The organism is Rhizobium sp. NPDC090275 (genome assembly GCF_044772225.1).
Classification (GTDB): Bacteria; Pseudomonadota; Alphaproteobacteria; order Rhizobiales; family Rhizobiaceae; genus Rhizobium.
This window is the reverse complement of the sequence record NZ_JBIVYL010000018.1, coordinates 19,212-36,506: the sequence shown is the minus strand read 5'-3', so window position 1 is coordinate 36,506 and position 17,295 is coordinate 19,212. Positions and strand designations below refer to the sequence as shown.

Sequence of the window (17,295 nt, the reverse complement as noted above, 5' to 3'; positions counted from 1 at the left end):
GACCGCGAAAGACGCCTGATGTTAGTTGTCAGTGGAACGAAATCGCTGCTCGCGCATTTCATTGCGTTAGCATCCGGAAATATCGATGACAGAAGACAATAATAGCATGCAGGACGCCAGGGACGCCGGTGAGCGTCTGGTTGCTGCTCACGCTTCGGAAGACCCCTTTGCGGCAGCGTTTAAAGCCACACGCATGCCGATGCTGATCACCGATCCACGTCAAGCGGACAATCCGATCATCTTCTGCAACGCAGCGTTTTGTAAGCTCACCGGCTACACCAACGAAGAGCTCATTGGCAAAAACTGTCGCCTCCTTCAGGGGCGGGAGACCGATCCGGATGCCGTTTCAAGGCTTCGTGACGCCATTGCTGCCCAGAAAGATCTCGCGATCGACATTCTCAATTACCGAAAAGACGGGTCGGCCTTCTGGAACGCGCTCTTCGTCAGCCCGGTGCGGGATGCCTCAGGCGCGGTGATCTACTTTTTTGCCTCTCAGCTCGACTTTACAAACATCAAAAGCAAGGAAGCGGAACTGGCGCGCGCGCGTCACCTCGCCGAGGAAGAAGTGGCGATGCGAACGGCAGACCTGACCGACGCCCTGCGTGCAAAGACAACGCTGGTCCACGAGGTCGATCATAGGGTCAAGAACAACCTGCTTACGATCGCATCCATCGTCAAACTGCAGGCTCGAATGACCGAAAACGACGTTGTCGAGCGTACACTGACGTCTGTTCTCAATCGCGTCGAAGCGCTCAGCACCGTACAGCGCAAACTCTTGAACGACGAGGAAGTGGGACAATTCGACGTAGCCGATTTCGCAAACACCCTCATGATCGATAAAATCGGCGCATTGAAGCGTTCGGACATACAGCTGACAACCGATCTGCACGAGGTCGTGGTGCCTGCTACCAAGGCATCGCCGTTGGCTCTCATTATCAACGAACTGGTCGGCGATGCGATAAGGCGGGGGCTGAGCGACGGCGGTGGCGAGATCCATCTGGAGATCAGACGGCTGAACGGGCACTTCCTCATTCGGGTCGCGGATACTGTCATGCCGGTTGACGTGGACAAAGAGGAGGCTGCGTTTAGCCAGGCCATGCTCGAGGCTTGCCTAAAGCAACTTCGAGCCAAGATCGACCGAGTTGTGCAGGGCCACCGGACAGACGTTACAGTCACGCTGTCCGTTAAGGACTGAAAGGATCCGATTTGAATATTCTGATTGTGGAAGATGAAGTCCTTCTTGCCATGGAGCTGGAAAGCGAAGTGGAAGGCGCCGGTCATCTCGTTGTTGGGACGGCAGCCGATAGTCGCGAGGCGATAGAGATCATTGATGCGACCTCGCCGCAATTTGCCTTTGTCGACATTCAATTGCTGGATGGCCCAACGGGTATCGACGTCGGACGCTACCTTTCGGCCAAGGCAATTCCGTTCGTGTTCGTATCGGGAAATCTCAAGCGCATACCGGACGATTTTGCAGGTGCGCTCGGGGCGATCGAGAAGCCGTACACCGTCAACGGTCTGCAAAACGCCTTGCAGTTTCTGCAGACCATCGTCGATGGCGACCATGGTGCGCTGGTCGCGCCCCCTAGCCTTGTCCTCTCCCCTGCCGCACGCGCCAACCTTGCGGCATGATCAACTGCGAGATCTCGCGTGAAGGAACCTCAGTGAGTTCACCATCGAAGCGCATCGGCGCCGTTCGGAATTCTGGTCTGCTTGACGTTCAGGGCCAGTCGGAATTTCAGGACATTATCGAGGTCGTGAAGGCCGGGCTGAACTGTCCCGTCGCGCTCGTCTCCATTCTCGACGAGGACAGACAGGTCTTCATCGCTCATCTCGGTCTGCCGGAGAAATGGGCGGAGGCCGCAGAGACCCCGCTGACCCATTCCTTTTGTCAACACGTCGTTCGGGACAAGCAGCCCCTGATTATTGGCGACGCGACGATCCATGATCTCGTCAAAAATAACCTGGCCATCCCGGATCTGGGTGTGATCTCCTACATGGGCGTACCCGTCACAATGCCGGATGGTTTGGTCATCGGAGCGTTGGCCGCGATCGACGGGGAACCCAGAACCTGGACAAGTCAAGAGCTCGACCTGCTGAGCCGCATCGGCAAGGTCGCCTCGAACCAGATCGCCACTTTTCTATCAGAACGCCGGTGGAGTTCGCTTTTCGAGCAGCTCGAGGAAGGGATTATCGTCGGTTCGGTCATTCGCGACCTCGACGGGACGATCGTCGATTGGCGCCATGACAGCGTCAACCCGGCTTGGAGCAATCTCTTAGACCACCCCGTCGAGGACGCCACCGGTCGTACCATGCGAGAAATCTTTCCGAATTTTGGAGAGGAGTGGGTATCGGACGTCGCGCTCGTTGTCGAAAGCGGACAGAGCAGGCGTTTTACTCGGCATATCTCCGCCCTCGGACGCTGGGTCGACGGCTACGTGCAGGCGACAGGCAATGACAAGTTCATCATCATTTTTGTCGATGTGACAGACCGAATGGAGGCTGTCGAAGCCCTTCGGGGCAGCGAGACAAAGCTGCGGCTGATCGTCGAGGGTGCGAAAGACTATGTCATCGTGACCATTGACGACGAACAGCGTATCACGAGCTGGTTCGGCGGGGCGGAAGAGACTTTTGGCTGGACGGAGGCCGAAATGCTTGGGCGCGGGTTCGCGGAGATATTCACGGAGGAAGACCGGGCGGCCGGCGTTCCAGAAACCGAAGTCCGCAAAGCTGCAGCGGAAGGCGTTGCCCTTGATCGAAGGTGGCACCAGGCGGCCGACGGAACACGGGTTTTCCTAGACGGGGCGATACGCCCGTTTCCGGGCCAGTCTGGCTCGGAGGTGCCCGGCTTTATCAAGGTCGCCAGGAACGCGACATCTCAGAAGATCGCCGAAAATCGGCAAATGGCGTTTCTCGAGCTCGGCGACAAGATGCGAGAGCTCGACGATGTCCAAGATGTTGCATTTGCCGCAGCAGAGATCATGGCCCGCAACCTGGAGGGCGCGACAAGAGCGGGCTACGGCGTCGTCGATCCGATCGCCGAAACCGTACAAATTCTACCCGATTGGTGCGCTGAAGGAATCACGACTGTCGCCGGCTCGCATCTATTCCGAGATTATGGCTGCTATATCGAAGATCTCAAACGCGGCGAGACGGTCATCATTCCAGACGTGGCCAAGGATCCTCGGACATCTGCGTCAGCCGACCTTTTCCATTCGATCGGAATTTCCGTGCTAGTGAACGTGCCGATCATCGAGCACGGTGCGTTTGTAGGGGTCATGTTCGTTCACTACGACAGACCTCATGATTTCTCCGTGGAGGAGCGTGACTTCGTTCGAACGATCGCAGATCGCACAAGGGAGGCGATCTCAAGAATTCGTGCGGAGCAGGAACAGCAGGTGCTCAACCACGAGATCAGTCACCGCCTGAAAAATACGATGGCGATGGTTCAGGCGATTGCCACGCAGACGCTGCGCCCTGTCACCGATCGGGCACCTGTGGAAGCTTTTACCAGCCGGCTTCACGCTCTTTCGAAAGCACACGAGGTTTTGCTCGGCCAGGACTGGTCGTCGGCGCGTATGATCGCCGTGATCGATTCCGTACTCGGTCAGCTCTCATTGCCGGACCGTTATTCGATTTCAGGTCCGGACCTCGAACTTGGACCGCGCTCGGCGCTGTCCCTGGCGCTGCTGATGCATGAACTGGGCACCAACGCGCTCAAATATGGAGCCTGGTCGAACGAGGCAGGCAAGGTCATCGTTTCGTGGACGATGGAAGGCGGAGGCGAAGACAGTGCGCTCGTTCTTTTGTGGAGCGAGCATGAAGGCCCCCCAGTGGCCACCCCATCGGGCAAGGGATTCGGATCGAGGCTCATACGCCTCGGCTTGACGGGAACCGGCGGTGTTGACGTGGATTATGCCCCTGACGGGCTGAAGGTTAAGATGCGCGGGCTGATTTCGCAGTTGAGGCAGTCGTAATGACCATGAGTGATATCTCTAAGGACGTCGCGATTGTTCTGGTCGTTGAAGATGAGCCGCTCCTTCGCCTCGCCGGCATAGACCTCATCGAAGCTGCAGGATATCAGGCGGTAGCGGCGTCGGACGCAACCGAAGCGGTCGCAATACTCGAATCCCGAAATGACATCCGTATCGTCTTCACAGATGTCGATATGCCGCGCGGTGTCGACGGAATGCGTCTGGCTGCAATCATCCGAGACAGGTGGCCGCCAATCAAAGTGATCGTGGTCTCCGGCCACGTCGAGGATCCCGGAGACGTGATCCCGGCTGAGACCGTGTTTTTCTCCAAACCTTACCGGGAGGAACAGATCGTGGAAACAATCAGGCAGATGCTGTCATGACGAGCACCGGGTCGGGTCCGCGTCTCATGGCACGACAAAATGGACCCTTTATAACCGCGCCAGCGTCGCGACAGTCGTCCAAACCGTAACTGTTATCGCTACACATCTCCCGGTCGACCGAACTGTTCCATCCGCTTCCCATCTGCTGGATTGATGGGAAGGCCGAGGCGGGGCTCCTCAGGTGTTTTTAGAAGCGTCGAGGCTCCAACGGCCTGTTGCCAACGATTTGGTCGACACGCTCAAGCACATCTGGCGTGAGCTTCGACCGCTGATCGAGCGCTGCGAGATTGTCCTGAAGTTGGGAGAGGCGCGACGCTCCGAGGATGACGGTTGAAACGTGCTTGCACGCCAAGCACCATGTCAGCGCAAAATGGGTCATGGACATCCCAAGCTCTCTGGCAAGCTCAGACAGCTGACGTACCTGCTCAACCTGTGTTTTGCCAGCGTCGCTGTTGAGCCGCTCCTTTAGCCACTCGTAGCCGGGGAGGTTCATGCGGCTATCGGCCGGAACTTGGTCGTTATACTTGCCAGTGAGCATCCCTGATGCGAGCGGTGACCAGATTGTGGTGCCAAGTCCGATGAGGTCGTAGAGCGGCAGGTATTCGGACTCCACTTTCTGTCGCTCGAAGATGTTGTATTGAGGCTGTTCCATCGTCGGCGGCGCTAGGCGCAAATCCTTCGCGACGGCGTAGGCTTCCGTCAGCTGTTGGGCGGACCATTCCGACGTGCCCCAGTATAGGATCTGGCCCTGGGCGATCAGGTCGTTCATCGCACGGACAGTCTCTTCAATGGGAGTGTCGATATCCGGGCGGTGGCAGAAGTAAAGGTCCAGATACTCGACCTGCAACCGCTTCAGCGCTGCATGGGCCGCATCGGTCACGTGCTTGCGCGATAACCCGCGTTGAGTGGGCTTTTCTCCGCCCCAGAAGACTTTGCTCGATACGATATAGCTATCGCGGCTCCAACCAAGAGTTCTGAGCGCCTCGCCCATGACCACTTCGGAATTGCCCTTTTCATAGCCCTCGGCATTGTCGAAGAAGTTCACACCGTTGTCATACGCGTATTTCATCAACTCGACGGCGCTGCCCCCATCAACCTGTCTGCCAAAGGTGACCCAGGAGCCAAACGAAAACTCGCTGACTTTCAGTCCGGACTTTCCTAGGCGGCGATATTCCATGGTGACCCCTCCGACGTTGAATGTGAGATCTGAAACTGTGCTCGCTACCATCAAGTAGAGCGCTACCGACAATGGGCGAGTGGGTAAAGATTGTGGAATGGGACGCCAAAAAAGCGCTCCCGTCCCTGAGGTGTCATACCCGCGTATCTAACCTCAATATCTAGATACAGTTTCATCGTCGGCTCGGCCAAGTCATTTATATTTCACGAAGTAACCCATGGAGGGGCAGACGATGCGGCTTTCCAGCAGTTTGGGCCAACATCCAAGCCCATATATCTCAGATCATTAGGAGCGTGTCGTTCGCGGAAGGACTACTCGGCGGGGACATTTGCCGCGCGAGCCGGCACGCTACTGTTGAGATCACAGCAAAGCGGCCTACTTTTCGCAATCTGGTCTCCAAGTCACCAAACCGGGAGTTTTTCATGAAGAACAAAGTTGCCGATGTCCTCACCCAGGTGCTGCATTCAGCTGGCGTCGAAAGGATCTATGGCGTCGTCGGTGACAGTCTTAACGGGCTGACGGAATCGCTGCGTCGACGTGGCGACATCGAATGGATCCATACGCGCCATGAAGAAACGGCGGCGTTCGCAGCGGGCGCCGAGGCACATCTCACTGGAAAGCTCGCTGTCTGCGCCGGAAGCTGTGGCCCTGGAAATCTCCATCTCATCAACGGACTGTTCGACTGCCATCGCTCACGCGTGCCGGTCCTTGCCATAGCTGCCCAGATACCGTCGGCCGAGATCGGCAGAGGCTACTTCCAGGAAACCCACCCGGATCACCTATTTCGCGAGTGTAGCCACTACTGCGAGCTGGTGAGTCGTCCAGAGCAGCTGCCTGCCGTCCTAGAGTCCGCGATCCGAGCGGCTGTGGGCAAGCGCGGCGTGGCCGTCGTGGTCATTCCGGGCGATGTCGCATTGAGTGAACTTGATGCTAAAATCTCACAATCTATTGCTCTTGCTCTGCCTCAGCCGACTGTGGTGCCAGCCGAAGAGCAGATCGAACAGATGGTACAGCTTCTCGACGGCAGCTCGAAAGTGACGTTGCTTTGCGGTCGTGGATGCGAGGGCGCCCATGATGAGCTGATCGTTCTTGCCGACAAGTTGAAGGCACCGATCGTCCATGCTCTGGGCGGCAAGGAATTCGTCGAGTGGGAAAACCCCTTCGATGTCGGAATGACCGGACTGATCGGATTCTCATCCGGCTACAAGGCCATGCTCGAATGCGATACGCTGTTGATGCTGGGAACCGACTTCCCGTACCGACAGTTTTATCCCACCGACGCTAAAATTATTCAGGTTGATAATCGGCCCGAGAACCTCGGACGGCGGACGCCGCTGGATCTTGCCGTTGTCGGTGACGTCAAATCGACGATCACGTCACTTTGGCCGATGCTCAAGGATCGGTCAGAAGATGGGCATCTCAGAGATTGCCTGGCAGCCTACAAGAAGGCGCGGGAGGGTCTCGACGATCTGGCTTCTGGCAAACGTGGTGGAAAGATACATCCACAATATGTTACCCGCCTCCTCAGCGAACAAGCCTCCGACGATGCTGTGTTCACGTTCGACGTTGGGACGCCGACCATTTGGGCCGCGCGTTATCTGAAAATGAATGGGAAGCGGCGCTTGATCGGATCGTTGGTCCATGGATCGATGGCCAATGCCTTGCCCCAGGCGATCGGCGCCCAGGCGGCATACCCCGATCGGCAGATCATCAGCATGTCCGGCGATGGCGGCTTTGCAATGCTGATGGGAGATTTTTTAACGCTCGTCCAGCAGGACTTGCCGGTTAAGGTGGTGATCTTCAACAATTCCACACTTGGCTTCGTTGCGATGGAAATGAAGGCCTCGGGCTTCCTGGAGACGGGCACTGATCTAAAAAATCCGGATTTCTCAGCAGTTGCGCGCGCCGCCGGTGTTCATGGTATCCGGGTCGAAGACCCGGCAGAGCTCGAAGAGGCGATCCGGGAAATCCTGTCTCATCCAGGCCCTGCTTTGCTGGACGTGGTGACCAACACCCAAGAACTTTCGATACCGCCGAAAATAGAGGCCGCTCAAGTGAAAGGGTTTGGACTGTGGGCGATCCAAGCAGTGATGAACGGGCGCGGCGATAAACTCGTTGATCTTACGGTGTCGAATTTTCTGTCTCGGTGAGCCGCACCCAAACACCGTTCGCCTGTTTGAACCTTTGACAGAGGAGCCGGACACTCCCTGCTCCTTTTCTAAAAAATCCTATTCATTTTCTCAGGCAAATACACCTTGCGTGCGCTATCGTATGGAGCCCGGGCCTCGCGACGGATGATCAGGATCTCCCCACAATCGATCTTGGGTTATTCAGTCGAGTGCGTTATCGCCCTCAGGTCGAGTTGAAAGATAATCGAGCAACTCGATCCGACGGAGAGTTTACTCCCGTCTTATCGGTAGGGACGCAATCGCCAATGGTTACGGCTGCCAGCGATCTGATTGATCGCCCGGTGTTGGTGGAGGCGCTGACCTTACACCGCTGCGGTGAGCTGCAGGGCCGCCCGCGCCACCTTGTCCCGCTCGCTCCGGACGGCTCCGCTGCGGACCCTCCGCACCGTCTGAAAGGATCGGGGGTCGTTGCTGCTCGCGCGGTTATAGAGCTGCCCGCGACGTCTTCGAACTTGCTGAGACGGCTCGCGACATCTCCCGCCGTAGTTCGATCGCCGCGCGCCTCGGCAAGAATTTCCGGTGCGCTGCGGCCATTCTTGGCGGGCTGGCGACAATAACGGGTTGGCTGATCGCTGCGGACTGAGAATCCTTTCAACTCTTTACCCCTTCTACGAGGTAGCAAGGCGGTTAAGCCGGCGAATGTCGCCAAAAAATTCGCGGCGAGCTAAAGCGCTTATCCTTGGAGGGTCCCCCACGGGCAAAATATCGAGCGCAGTTTTTCCGGGGTTCGCTGCTACCGGAGGATTTTTTTCCAGATTCGTTTCAAAAGACGATGCCACCGTCGATAATCTCCGGGTAGCCAGTTCATCAAGTCGTGGAGGAGATGCCGTGTCCATAGTGACCGCACGACCACTGGTCGGTGTGTCCGTCTCACTCATGACATGAAAGTCGCTGCGTCGTTATTCTTCGTTACGGCCTGCGTGTGGTCCCGCAGCATCAACGGCAACCAAGATCATTAAGGCGAACCGGCCGATCTGGCTCACATTTGTCGATATCCAGCATTCGATAATTCATAATTTATTGAGCTTCGGATGGCAGTCTGTGGCCGCGCGACAGGTATTGCGTTCGCGTATCCAGGGATCGGCATCGAATGAAGTATCAGTTAGCGGCTTTATCAGCCCTTATCGTCACGCTGACAGTCCTGGTCGCGATCAATCCCTTCGGCCAGAACATCGACGGTCGGATTACCGGTACGGTTCAATCGCGATAGTCGGTACATCCAGCCGAGGTGATCCGGTCAAGACTGGCCCCTCTAGGCCGCCCTGCCGGCAGCTTTGTAGAACTCTCCTTTAGGCTGGAGCCGCGCACCGCGAGTTATTGAGCTAGGCCTAGCACGGCGCTCATCGCAACGAGGGCGGTCAAACCAGTGACTGCTAATCCGGTCGTAACGTAATTCGAGGCTCGACCTGCATCCCCATGCCTGATTTCGCTTTTCGTTCCTAAGATAGCTGTGAACCCCGCTGCCATCCAACAAAGCAACGCGACCGCCCCAAGGATGATTGCTAAGTTTAGAGTAAAAGCCGAGGAGAGGGTCATGCGGGCACCCTTGCATAGACTGCGACGCCGACGGAGCCCTCCCAAGGGTGGGTTTCAATGCCATCTCCTTGGATGGCCTTGGCGTAGCTTTCTGTCGCCAAGCGGAGTTTCGGTCCTTCGTTTAAGGGCTCGCAGCATCGCATGATCATCGAGGCCGCCGATCGCTCGTCGATTTGGACGCGGTGCCCGTCGATCGTGCGCCCTTCTATTGACGCCCATCGAAGGTTTAAGTCGACGTCTATAACCACTAACATCAGCGATCCCTTTCTCACGGCTTAGGGTACAACCTACGTGCAGAGAGCGCGTTCCAAGCCGAAATCTACGGCCCGCAAACGCACATTTCGTGGTCTATGCGGGCAGTCATGTCGAGATCAGCATCGGCACACAGCCGCAACCGGAGGTGTGGCAAGGCCGGATCGCAATTCGAAGTAACATCGGTGAACACGCTCCGCATCAAGGAAGGTGCGCCCCGTCAGGTTTATCCGAATGAATAGTGATAATCCTAACTGATACGATTGCGGAATTAGTATCGAACGATCGTCGCAGTCCGGAGTTTGGTCGACGGTCTGTTTGACAAGGCAACTGGCGGAGAATCGACATGAAAGACGACGAGATTGCACGCGGTGAGGGTTTCTTCGAAACAATCGTCGGGAAAGGCAACGTCAATGCTGGAATCGGCCGCCTGTTGTTGTTGGTGGTCGCGTTTATCGTGATTTTCGGAACCGGTTTTTGGTTGATCTGGCCAAACTGATTTAGGTCCACAGCGACGACGGTGAGGAACCAGCGCCACACAAGGTAGGGTTGGCGACGCCAAGAACTGACAGGCACTGACGCGACAAAAACAAAAATACCTGACGGTATTTGAAACTTTTGCTTGCCCGCTACTTTAACGTTTTTAAATCAGCGGGAACTTCAACTGCATGCATCTGCCCAACCCTGAGTGTTCGAAGCTTCTCAATGAATACGACTGGACCTCTTCGTCCTTAGGAGCGGTCCAGCAATGGCCGGTGGAGCTTCGCACACTTGTCAATGTGATGATGGGTTCGCTGCAGCCGATGTTGCTTGTATGGGGCCCCGCCCAGATCACCATCTACAACGACGGCTACGCGCAAATGTGTGGGGCAAGGCATCCGGCTGCATTCGGCGCCAGCTTTCAAGATCTGTGGCAAGATATCTGGGATCAGGTAGAGCCGATCATAACAGCCGCGTACGCCGGTCATGGAACAGCGATGGACGACATCGAATTCCTCATGCACCGTAACGGCTTTCCCGAAGAAACCCATTTTGCGTTCTCGTACACCCCTGTCCGAGATCCTTGGGGCACCGTTCTCGGTATGTTTTGTGCTTGCACGGAAATCACCGCACAAGTTGCAATGAGAAAGGCTGAGAAGACGCAGCGGGAACGCATGCTTCAGGTGTTTGAACTCAGCCCGGGGGGAATTGCCATGCTCGTGGGTCCGTCTCATGAATTCGAGTATGCCAACCTCGAATATCAGTCGATGGTGGGAGCTGGACGGAATATCATTGGCAAGCCTGTTCGTGAGACCGTGTCCGAGGTCGTAAGGCAGGGTTTTATAGATATTTTAGACAGGGTGTATGTGACCGGAGAGCCCTTCGTCGCCAAAGGTCTCACCGTAGAACTCAATCGTGGCCCAGACGGGGAGAAGCAGTCGCGATTGATTGACCTGGTGTATCAGCCGATGAGGGATGACGCTGGCGCGATAACCGGTATCCTTGTTCAGTCGCGTGATGTCACGGACGTTAGAGCCGAGGAAGCCCGCCAGGAGTTGCTCTCTCATGAGCTGGGCCACCGACTGAAGAATCAGCTGGCCATGTTTCAAGCTATCGCATCTCAAACCCTTCGCAATGCGCCTGACATCGTGACAGCGCGACAACGCCTTTCGGATCGTATCGCTGTTTTGAGCGCCGCACACGACACTATTTTAGAAGGCGGCACCGGAACGTCAAAAGTCCGGCGTCTGGTGAAGCAGATGATCGCTCTTCACGATGATCCGGACAATCCTCGGTTTATCATCAAGGGTCCCGAGTTGCGGGTTGGGTCAAGACCATCATTGTCAATCGCCCTCATCTTGCACGAGCTGGCAACGAACGCTCTCAAGCACGGGGCGCTCTCAGAACCAGCTGGCCGGGTGGAAATCGAGTGGTGTGTATCCGGCGTGGAGCGAGACCGCTTCGAAATGACCTGGCGGGAAACAGGAGGGCCTCCCGTCGTGAAACCGATGGCTAGCGGTTCTGGCACGCGACTAATCTCGGCAGGACTGAACGGCGCATTGGATAGCGCAGTCGAATTTGACTATGCGCCAACTGGCCTAAGATTCCGCATCGAAGCCGATCTTCAAACTTTTCAGAAAGAACACTAATGACGCGATCCCTTCTTGTCGTCGAAGATGATGGCCTCATCAGAATGGACCTCGCCGACACATTAACGGATCTTGGCTTTGAGGTCGCCGAGGCCGGGAACGCTGACGAAGCGCTTATTGCTCTTGGCAAAAACGGACAATTTGCGGCTCTGCTCACAGACATCGACATGCCAGGAAGCATGAATGGAATCGCGCTAGCACATTACGTCGCTTCAAGTTATAGCGATTGCCAGATAATGGTTATTTCTGGTCGCTACCATCCCGCTCAAGGCTCCCTCCCACAAGGGGCGCAATTCTTGTTGAAGCCGATATCGCAGAAAGCGCTGTTGGAGGCTCTCGGTGTCGCTGGGCTGAAGCCGTGACGCAACTCGCGAAGAAGTTAGTTCACCAGCTTGGAAGCGAGAAATCAACATCGGCGCTGCCCGTTCACATTAACTTAGACGCCGAAGAGTTTATCGGCTAAAGCTCCCCTCACGAGTATTTGCGAAATTTTGCCGTTTCCACGGCGGCTTTGCGAGTGGTCCCCCCATCGCATCAAATCGGGGGTTTCGGACCATCCGCATCAGTGACTGCCATCCAGTCACGGGCGGACGGTGAAAGCCGCAAAGCCATCAATAGCTCGTGAAGAATGCCAGCTGGTCGATATGAGAGGACAAAAATGGCCGAAGACGCTGGTGTGATAGCTGTAGACCATACGGGATTCTCGGTCACCTCGTTGGAGGAGGCGATCCAGTTCTGGACTGAGGCGATGGGTTTCGACCTTACTCGCCAAGGCGAGATGGGTGGTGAGTTCCTACGGGAGGCCACAGGGGTTGACGATCCGCGCTGCCGAATGGCGGTGGTGACGGCTCCAAATGGCTACCCGATCGAGCTTCTCGAATATTCCACGGGCGGTACGCTGGGCCAGACACCTCGTAGCGCGGGTGCGATCGGCGCCGCGCACATTGCTCTCGTGGTTACGGATATCCACACGGCCATCTCGCGGGTCGAGACGGCGGGGTGGGCAATAAAGGGTTCGCCGCAGTCGATACCAGCCGGCCCGCGATGCGGCACAATGGTAGCCTACATCTCCGGTCCGGATGGTATCACCATCGAGTTGATGCAGCCGCCTGTTTAGCCTTCCAGGTCGCTCCTACGCTGCCGTGCCGATTTCAATTTACAGGGCGGCCGATGCATCCGTGCATAGGATATCCAATTCTTGTATTGTGCGCCGCATAAGATAGAGCGATGTCCCTGATGGGGTATTTAGGCGTGGACCGGGCCGCTTTGCCGCCATGAGCGACTAGGCTGCCATACGCTGCGCTTCCTGAAGAAGATCCGAAGGCCTGCATGGCTTTGAATAGAGCTTGGAGGCCGGATATCTTTTATTCAGCTGGGCGTGGTCAGCGTGACCGGAGTGAAAAACAAACGGTACCTGGATGTTGGTCAGTGCGTCCGCGACAGGGAAAACATCGCCGTCTACGAGTCTGACATCGAGAACCGCGCAATCTGGACGGTTAGTTGCCAGATATTCGAGAGCCTCCTGCGTAGAGGGATAGGGTCCAGCCACATCCCAGCCCTCATCCTCGAAAATCATCTGCAAATCGAGCGCAACAAACATCTCGTCTTCAACAAGCAAAACCGTCTTATTCATTTGCACCTACGGAAATTGGCATTTTTAATTGGTGACGAAGGATATGTCCGTCTCCATCTGTGACGAGCGTTGCCCTCAGCTGGCGAGCAGCCGTCGAAAGAAGAACAGTGCCAAACCCTTGCCGATCCAGTTGGCCCACTTCAACTTCTCTATGCTCCTCCCAGGTCATCACCAGAAAGGCTTCATCAAAATCCCATCGAACGGATAGCTGTCCGTCGACGGCGCCCAGCACGCCGTGCTTGACGGCGTTGGTCGCCCATTCATGGAGGATAAGGGTTAAAGGCGTGATAAACTCCTGGCGAATAGTGAGATTCGGCCCGTGAACCGACATTGAACTTTGCTGTGAATATGGGGAGAGCATGACATTCAGCAATTCATCGAGGCGAACTCCGTTCTCTCGATCCTGACGGGTCGCAAGCGAGTGTGCCTGCCCCAATGCTAAGATGCGCCCTTCCATGTTGGCTACAAAAGATGGGACGGAAGTGTGGTTACGCGAGGCGACGCGCATGATCCCGGCGATCATCGCAAACAGGTTCTTCACACGATGGTTCATTTCCCCGAGCATGAGGTCACGTGCTTCGGCACGATCATTTTCAGCCGTCACGTCCACGCAAACGCCCATGACACGCCCGCGCCTGCGATGGGTAACCGGTCTGGCGAAAACCTTTAGCCAACGGGTTATCGATGATGTGGGCTCCAGTTTAAGCGTGAGATCAAAGCCCTTGTGCGTGTTGGAGGCCATTCTGATTGCTTCAGCGACCTCTTCTCTTCTCGGCTCTGGGATGGCGCTGAGGAATTCCTGAAACTTCACGTTCTCGGCCCTAAAGCCGAAGAAATCGCGCATGGTGCTGTTCAACGCGATGCTGTCATCGTCAGGCAGAAACTCCCACACGCCGATCCCGGCGGAGTGAACGGCCAGATCGAGACGCTCCTGCTCGGCAGCAAGCTCGTTTTGCACATCCAGTGCTTGGGTTATGTCACTCAGAACAATGGTGGCGCCGTCAATCGTTCCGTCTGACGTGCGGTACGGAAGAATGCGCAACGTGAAGGTGCGTGCGTGCGTGCGATCGGGAACGGTTTCGAAGGCATCGCGGCCTTCCGCCATGACCTTTCGAACGTTGGCCACGTAGTCAAAATCGAGAACATGGCTGGCGACATCTGAAAAGGGTCTCCCCTTATCGCTAGGTTGCAGCGGAAATAAACCCGTTGCGGCTTGTGTGAAGGACCTGATGCGAAGATCTCTGTCTAGGACCACGACGGCCAGACTGGTCGAATCGAAAAAGTTCTTGAGGTCGGAGTTTGCCGTCGTAACTTGGTCGATCTTGCCTTTCAGCTCGTCATTGACTGTCGTCAGTTCCTCGTTTGTCGATTGAAGCTCTTCATTCATCGACATCATTTCTTCGTTGGAACTTTTCAATTCCTCGTTCGCGGTTTCAAGCTCCTCAATGGCCGTTCGTAGTCGATGCTTCGTAAAGCGAAGCTCGCTCTCCAATGCCTCCACATGACCGTCACCCGGCTCGAGGTCGATCAGATCGCTATCGACAGGCACAGTGAGCTTGCCCTTCTCTTGGAACACGAAGAGCAGTGTGCCGTCGCTCAAAGGATCGCAAATGATGTCAACCGTGAGGGTACCAAAGTCCGTAACAGCTTCGACGTCCCGAGCAATGACCCGCCTGCCCGCCTTTCCAGCTTGCCTAAGAAGCGGTCCTATATTCTCTTTAATCCCCGGCCGCGCCAACGAAGTTGCACTGCTTTCATTCGAACGAGACACGGGAAATTCGAAAAAGCGACTGAGAGGCCCGTAGGCTGCTACGATCTGGCCATCTGTATCGAGCACCAGGCAGGCCGGAACATAACGGTCGACAATTTTAGTGACCGCAAGGCTGTCGTCGGCGCGCGTCCTCGTAGGAACGGCCGAGGGCGTTTCTCGTCTGGTGGATTCGCGCCGGTTGCCCGCTGGCAATGGAATTGGGTACGCGGGTGAGCCTGGCATGCGCTCGAAAAGGCGTGTTTTTTGATCAACGGCAGAAAACAGCTTTTCGAAACGTCCAACGCTCTCCGACGTCCCCAGAAATAAGAACCCGCCTGGCCTCAACGAATAATGGAGAAGTGGCATCACCGTCTGCTGCAGTTTGTCGTCGAAATAGATCAGCAAGTTGCGGCAGGAGACGAGGTCGACCTTTGAAAATGGCGGGTCTTTGATCAAGCTGTGAGCCGAGAAGCGGATCATGCTTCGAATTGCTGAATTGAATGTGAACCGATCCTTTTGCGGGACGACGAACTGCTCTTGGAAATTCAAAGGAATATCCGCGAGCCCGGCAAGCGGGTAAATTCCTTCTCTGGCAATCTGCAGCATGCTTTCGTCAATGTCGGTCGCGAAAATCTGGACATTGCATTTCAACCCGAGAACGTTCGCAGCGTCTGCGAAAAGCATTGCGATTGAATAGGCTTCTTCACCGCTTGAACATCCAGGCACCCACACCCGAATTTCGTCGTCGCTTCTCTCTGCCTCGCGCAAAAGAGGGACCACTGCCTTATCGACGAGAACATCAAAAGCGGCTTTGTCGCGGAAAAAATTGGTGACGTTGATGAGAAGGTCTCGGAAAAGAGCTTCGCATTCATCATTGTCGCCCTTAATCCGCTGCAGATAAGCGGCCGCCTTATCAATGCCTAAGACGTGCATTCGGCGTTCGACCCGACGTATGACGGTCGACCTTTTGTAATTGGAAAAATCGTGTCCGATGGCCGAACGTAGGACGCGACATAAATCGTCAATATGATCTGCAATGACCTGGCCAGCACTGGTCCCGGCCGGCCGCCTGAAGAAGAACTGGTTCAGGCAGTCCAGGATCTCGGATGGCGCTCTTATGTAATCGACCAAGCCCGTGCTGACCGCAGATGTCGGCATCCCATCATACTTCGCGGTCTCCGGTTCCTGGACAACGCACAGTCCTCCATTTTCTTTCACCGCCCGCAGGCCCGTTGTTCCGTCGGCGCCCGTCCCGGACAGGATGACGCATGCGGCATTCGCATGCTGATCGTTCGCCAAGGAGATGAAGAAGTCGTCTATTGGGCGGCGAAGACCTCGAGGTTGCGTAAACGACGCCAACTCCAGGCGGCTCTCTCGGATTGAGAGCCCCTGACCTGGGGGAATAATGTAGACACACTCCGCCTCCAGCCGCTCACCGCCCTCGCACTGAAGCACTTTTAGGCTGGTATGCCGTGCAATCAGCTGTGCGAGCATGCTTTCATGGTGAGGGTCCAGATGTTGGACCACGACAAAGGCCAATCCAGTTGGCAAGACCGCACTGGAGAACAGGTCGCGCAGAGCCTCGAGACCACCAGCGGAGGACCCGATCCCGACGACTGGTACAAACCCGTCGGCCCTTGTTTGGTCGTTGATTTCTACTTGCAGCACAGTTGACCTTTAGTGGCTGGGATTGCGATCAAGCTCGGCGAGGGTGACCTTTGCCTGTGCGATGGCGTTTGTGGAATTTGCGACAGTAGACAGGGTACCTTCCAGCATCACGTTGTGTCCTTCGAGCAATGGCCTTATCCGCAAAAGAGCGCCCCCCAGCTCATGGTCGTATTGATCTAGCAAATGTGGACTCGATCTGCTGATATCGAACTGCGATGCGAAAATGTAACGGGTCACCTCGCCTGACGTCGTTAGACGGGACATGAACAGGAGGTTCACAAACGGTCTTCCATCTTTTCGAAAGTTGACGATCGGCGTCCTAACAGACGTGCCCTCGCCGGAAAGAAATTGCCGGATTTTCGCCTTGGCCTCCAGATTGTCTGCTTGCCGACCGTCTGGATTGGTCTGGAGAAAGCGACAGTTTCTGCCCAGCACCTCGTCAGCGCCGTATCCTGTAAGCTCGGAAAAGCGATCGTTTACCAAAAGGAGCAGGTTATCCTCGCTTGCCTCCGCAAGAGCGAGTGCGATCGAGGAATTCTCGAAAAAGTTGATAAGAGGGCGGTCAACTTCAATGTCAGTCAAGTTAGTGATCCGATCAGATTCC

At 56.0% G+C, this 17,295-nt stretch carries 13 protein-coding genes; 9 read left to right on the top strand and 4 right to left on the bottom strand.

Annotation, left to right across the window (positions count from 1 at the left end; translation table 11 throughout):
• The first annotated feature begins 85 nt into the window (after nucleotides 1-85).
• The 4 genes from ACIQUB_RS29885 to ACIQUB_RS29870 are packed head-to-tail and all read left to right on the top strand — an operon-like array spanning nucleotide 86 to nucleotide 4,357.
• Nucleotides 86-1,195, top strand: coding sequence for a PAS domain-containing protein (locus ACIQUB_RS29885; protein ID WP_018901378.1), 1,110 nt, complete (start codon nucleotides 86-88; stop codon nucleotides 1,193-1,195).
• A gap of 11 nt (nucleotides 1,196-1,206) precedes the next feature.
• Complete coding sequence (locus tag ACIQUB_RS29880; protein ID WP_402935204.1) at nucleotides 1,207-1,632, top strand: response regulator; 426 nt, start codon at nucleotides 1,207-1,209, stop codon at nucleotides 1,630-1,632.
• A gap of 32 nt (nucleotides 1,633-1,664) precedes the next feature.
• Nucleotides 1,665-3,977 (top strand): GAF domain-containing protein, encoded by a 2,313-nt coding sequence (locus tag ACIQUB_RS29875; protein ID WP_402935201.1) that lies wholly within the window; start codon nucleotides 1,665-1,667, stop codon nucleotides 3,975-3,977.
• Nucleotides 3,977-4,357, top strand: a complete 381-nt coding sequence (locus tag ACIQUB_RS29870) for a response regulator (protein ID WP_018901381.1) — start codon at nucleotides 3,977-3,979, stop codon at nucleotides 4,355-4,357. Before ACIQUB_RS29875 ends, ACIQUB_RS29870 begins: the two co-directional genes overlap by 1 nt.
• A gap of 187 nt (nucleotides 4,358-4,544) precedes the next feature.
• Here ACIQUB_RS29870 and ACIQUB_RS29865 read toward each other — a convergent pair whose 3' ends face one another.
• Nucleotides 4,545-5,534, bottom strand: a complete 990-nt coding sequence (locus tag ACIQUB_RS29865) for a potassium channel beta subunit family protein (protein WP_402935197.1) — start codon at nucleotides 5,532-5,534, stop codon at nucleotides 4,545-4,547.
• Nucleotides 5,535-5,956: 422 nt separating this feature from the next.
• Here ACIQUB_RS29865 and poxB point away from each other — a divergent pair, with 422 nt between their 5' ends.
• The 5 genes from poxB (at nucleotide 5,957) to ACIQUB_RS29840 (ending at nucleotide 12,757) form a co-directional block, all read left to right on the top strand.
• Nucleotides 5,957-7,684 carry a ubiquinone-dependent pyruvate dehydrogenase gene (gene poxB, locus ACIQUB_RS29860; protein ID WP_402935194.1) on the top strand — a complete coding sequence of 576 codons (1,728 nt, stop codon included), beginning with the start codon at nucleotides 5,957-5,959 and terminating at the stop codon, nucleotides 7,682-7,684.
• Between the two features lie 2,173 nt (nucleotides 7,685-9,857).
• Nucleotides 9,858-10,010, top strand: a complete 153-nt coding sequence (locus ACIQUB_RS29855) for a hypothetical protein (protein WP_018901385.1) — start codon at nucleotides 9,858-9,860, stop codon at nucleotides 10,008-10,010.
• 169 nt (nucleotides 10,011-10,179) lie between these two features.
• Nucleotides 10,180-11,640: a PAS domain-containing protein gene (locus ACIQUB_RS29850; RefSeq protein WP_402935190.1), complete on the top strand. Its 1,461-nt coding sequence runs from the start codon at nucleotides 10,180-10,182 to the stop codon at nucleotides 11,638-11,640.
• Nucleotides 11,640-12,002 (top strand): response regulator, encoded by a 363-nt coding sequence (locus ACIQUB_RS29845; RefSeq protein WP_402935187.1) that lies wholly within the window; start codon nucleotides 11,640-11,642, stop codon nucleotides 12,000-12,002. The genes ACIQUB_RS29850 and ACIQUB_RS29845 overlap by 1 nt, the downstream gene beginning before the upstream one ends.
• Before the next feature lie 314 nt (nucleotides 12,003-12,316).
• Nucleotides 12,317-12,757 (top strand): VOC family protein, encoded by a 441-nt coding sequence (locus ACIQUB_RS29840; RefSeq protein WP_402935184.1) that lies wholly within the window; start codon nucleotides 12,317-12,319, stop codon nucleotides 12,755-12,757.
• A gap of 165 nt (nucleotides 12,758-12,922) precedes the next feature.
• Here ACIQUB_RS29840 and ACIQUB_RS29835 read toward each other — a convergent pair whose 3' ends face one another.
• From ACIQUB_RS29835 to ACIQUB_RS29825, 3 genes are read right to left on the bottom strand one after another with little or no spacing between them, the layout of a single operon-like run.
• Nucleotides 12,923-13,273, bottom strand: a complete 351-nt coding sequence (locus ACIQUB_RS29835) for a response regulator (protein WP_402935182.1) — start codon at nucleotides 13,271-13,273, stop codon at nucleotides 12,923-12,925.
• Complete coding sequence (locus tag ACIQUB_RS29830; RefSeq protein ID WP_402935179.1) at nucleotides 13,266-16,691, bottom strand: CheR family methyltransferase; 3,426 nt, start codon at nucleotides 16,689-16,691, stop codon at nucleotides 13,266-13,268. Before ACIQUB_RS29830 ends, ACIQUB_RS29835 begins: the two co-directional genes overlap by 8 nt.
• Nucleotides 16,692-16,700: 9 nt before the next feature.
• Entirely contained in the window at nucleotides 16,701-17,273 is a 573-nt protein-coding gene (locus tag ACIQUB_RS29825; RefSeq protein WP_113237969.1) for a PAS domain-containing protein, read from the bottom strand.
• Between the last annotated feature and the right edge of the window lie 22 nt (nucleotides 17,274-17,295).

Coding starts and splice junctions, on each gene's coding strand:
- ACIQUB_RS29885 (WP_018901378.1), top strand. CDS start 86: ATGACAGAAGACAATAATAGCATGCAGGACGCCAGGGACGCCGGTGAG.
- ACIQUB_RS29870 (WP_018901381.1), top strand. CDS start 3,977: ATGACCATGAGTGATATCTCTAAGGACGTCGCGATTGTTCTGGTCGTT.
- ACIQUB_RS29865 (WP_402935197.1), bottom strand. CDS start 5,534: ATGGAATATCGCCGCCTAGGAAAGTCCGGACTGAAAGTCAGCGAGTTT.
- poxB (WP_402935194.1), top strand. CDS start 5,957: ATGAAGAACAAAGTTGCCGATGTCCTCACCCAGGTGCTGCATTCAGCT.
- ACIQUB_RS29855 (WP_018901385.1), top strand. CDS start 9,858: ATGAAAGACGACGAGATTGCACGCGGTGAGGGTTTCTTCGAAACAATC.
- ACIQUB_RS29850 (WP_402935190.1), top strand. CDS start 10,180: ATGCATCTGCCCAACCCTGAGTGTTCGAAGCTTCTCAATGAATACGAC.
- ACIQUB_RS29845 (WP_402935187.1), top strand. CDS start 11,640: ATGACGCGATCCCTTCTTGTCGTCGAAGATGATGGCCTCATCAGAATG.
- ACIQUB_RS29835 (WP_402935182.1), bottom strand. CDS start 13,273: ATGAATAAGACGGTTTTGCTTGTTGAAGACGAGATGTTTGTTGCGCTC.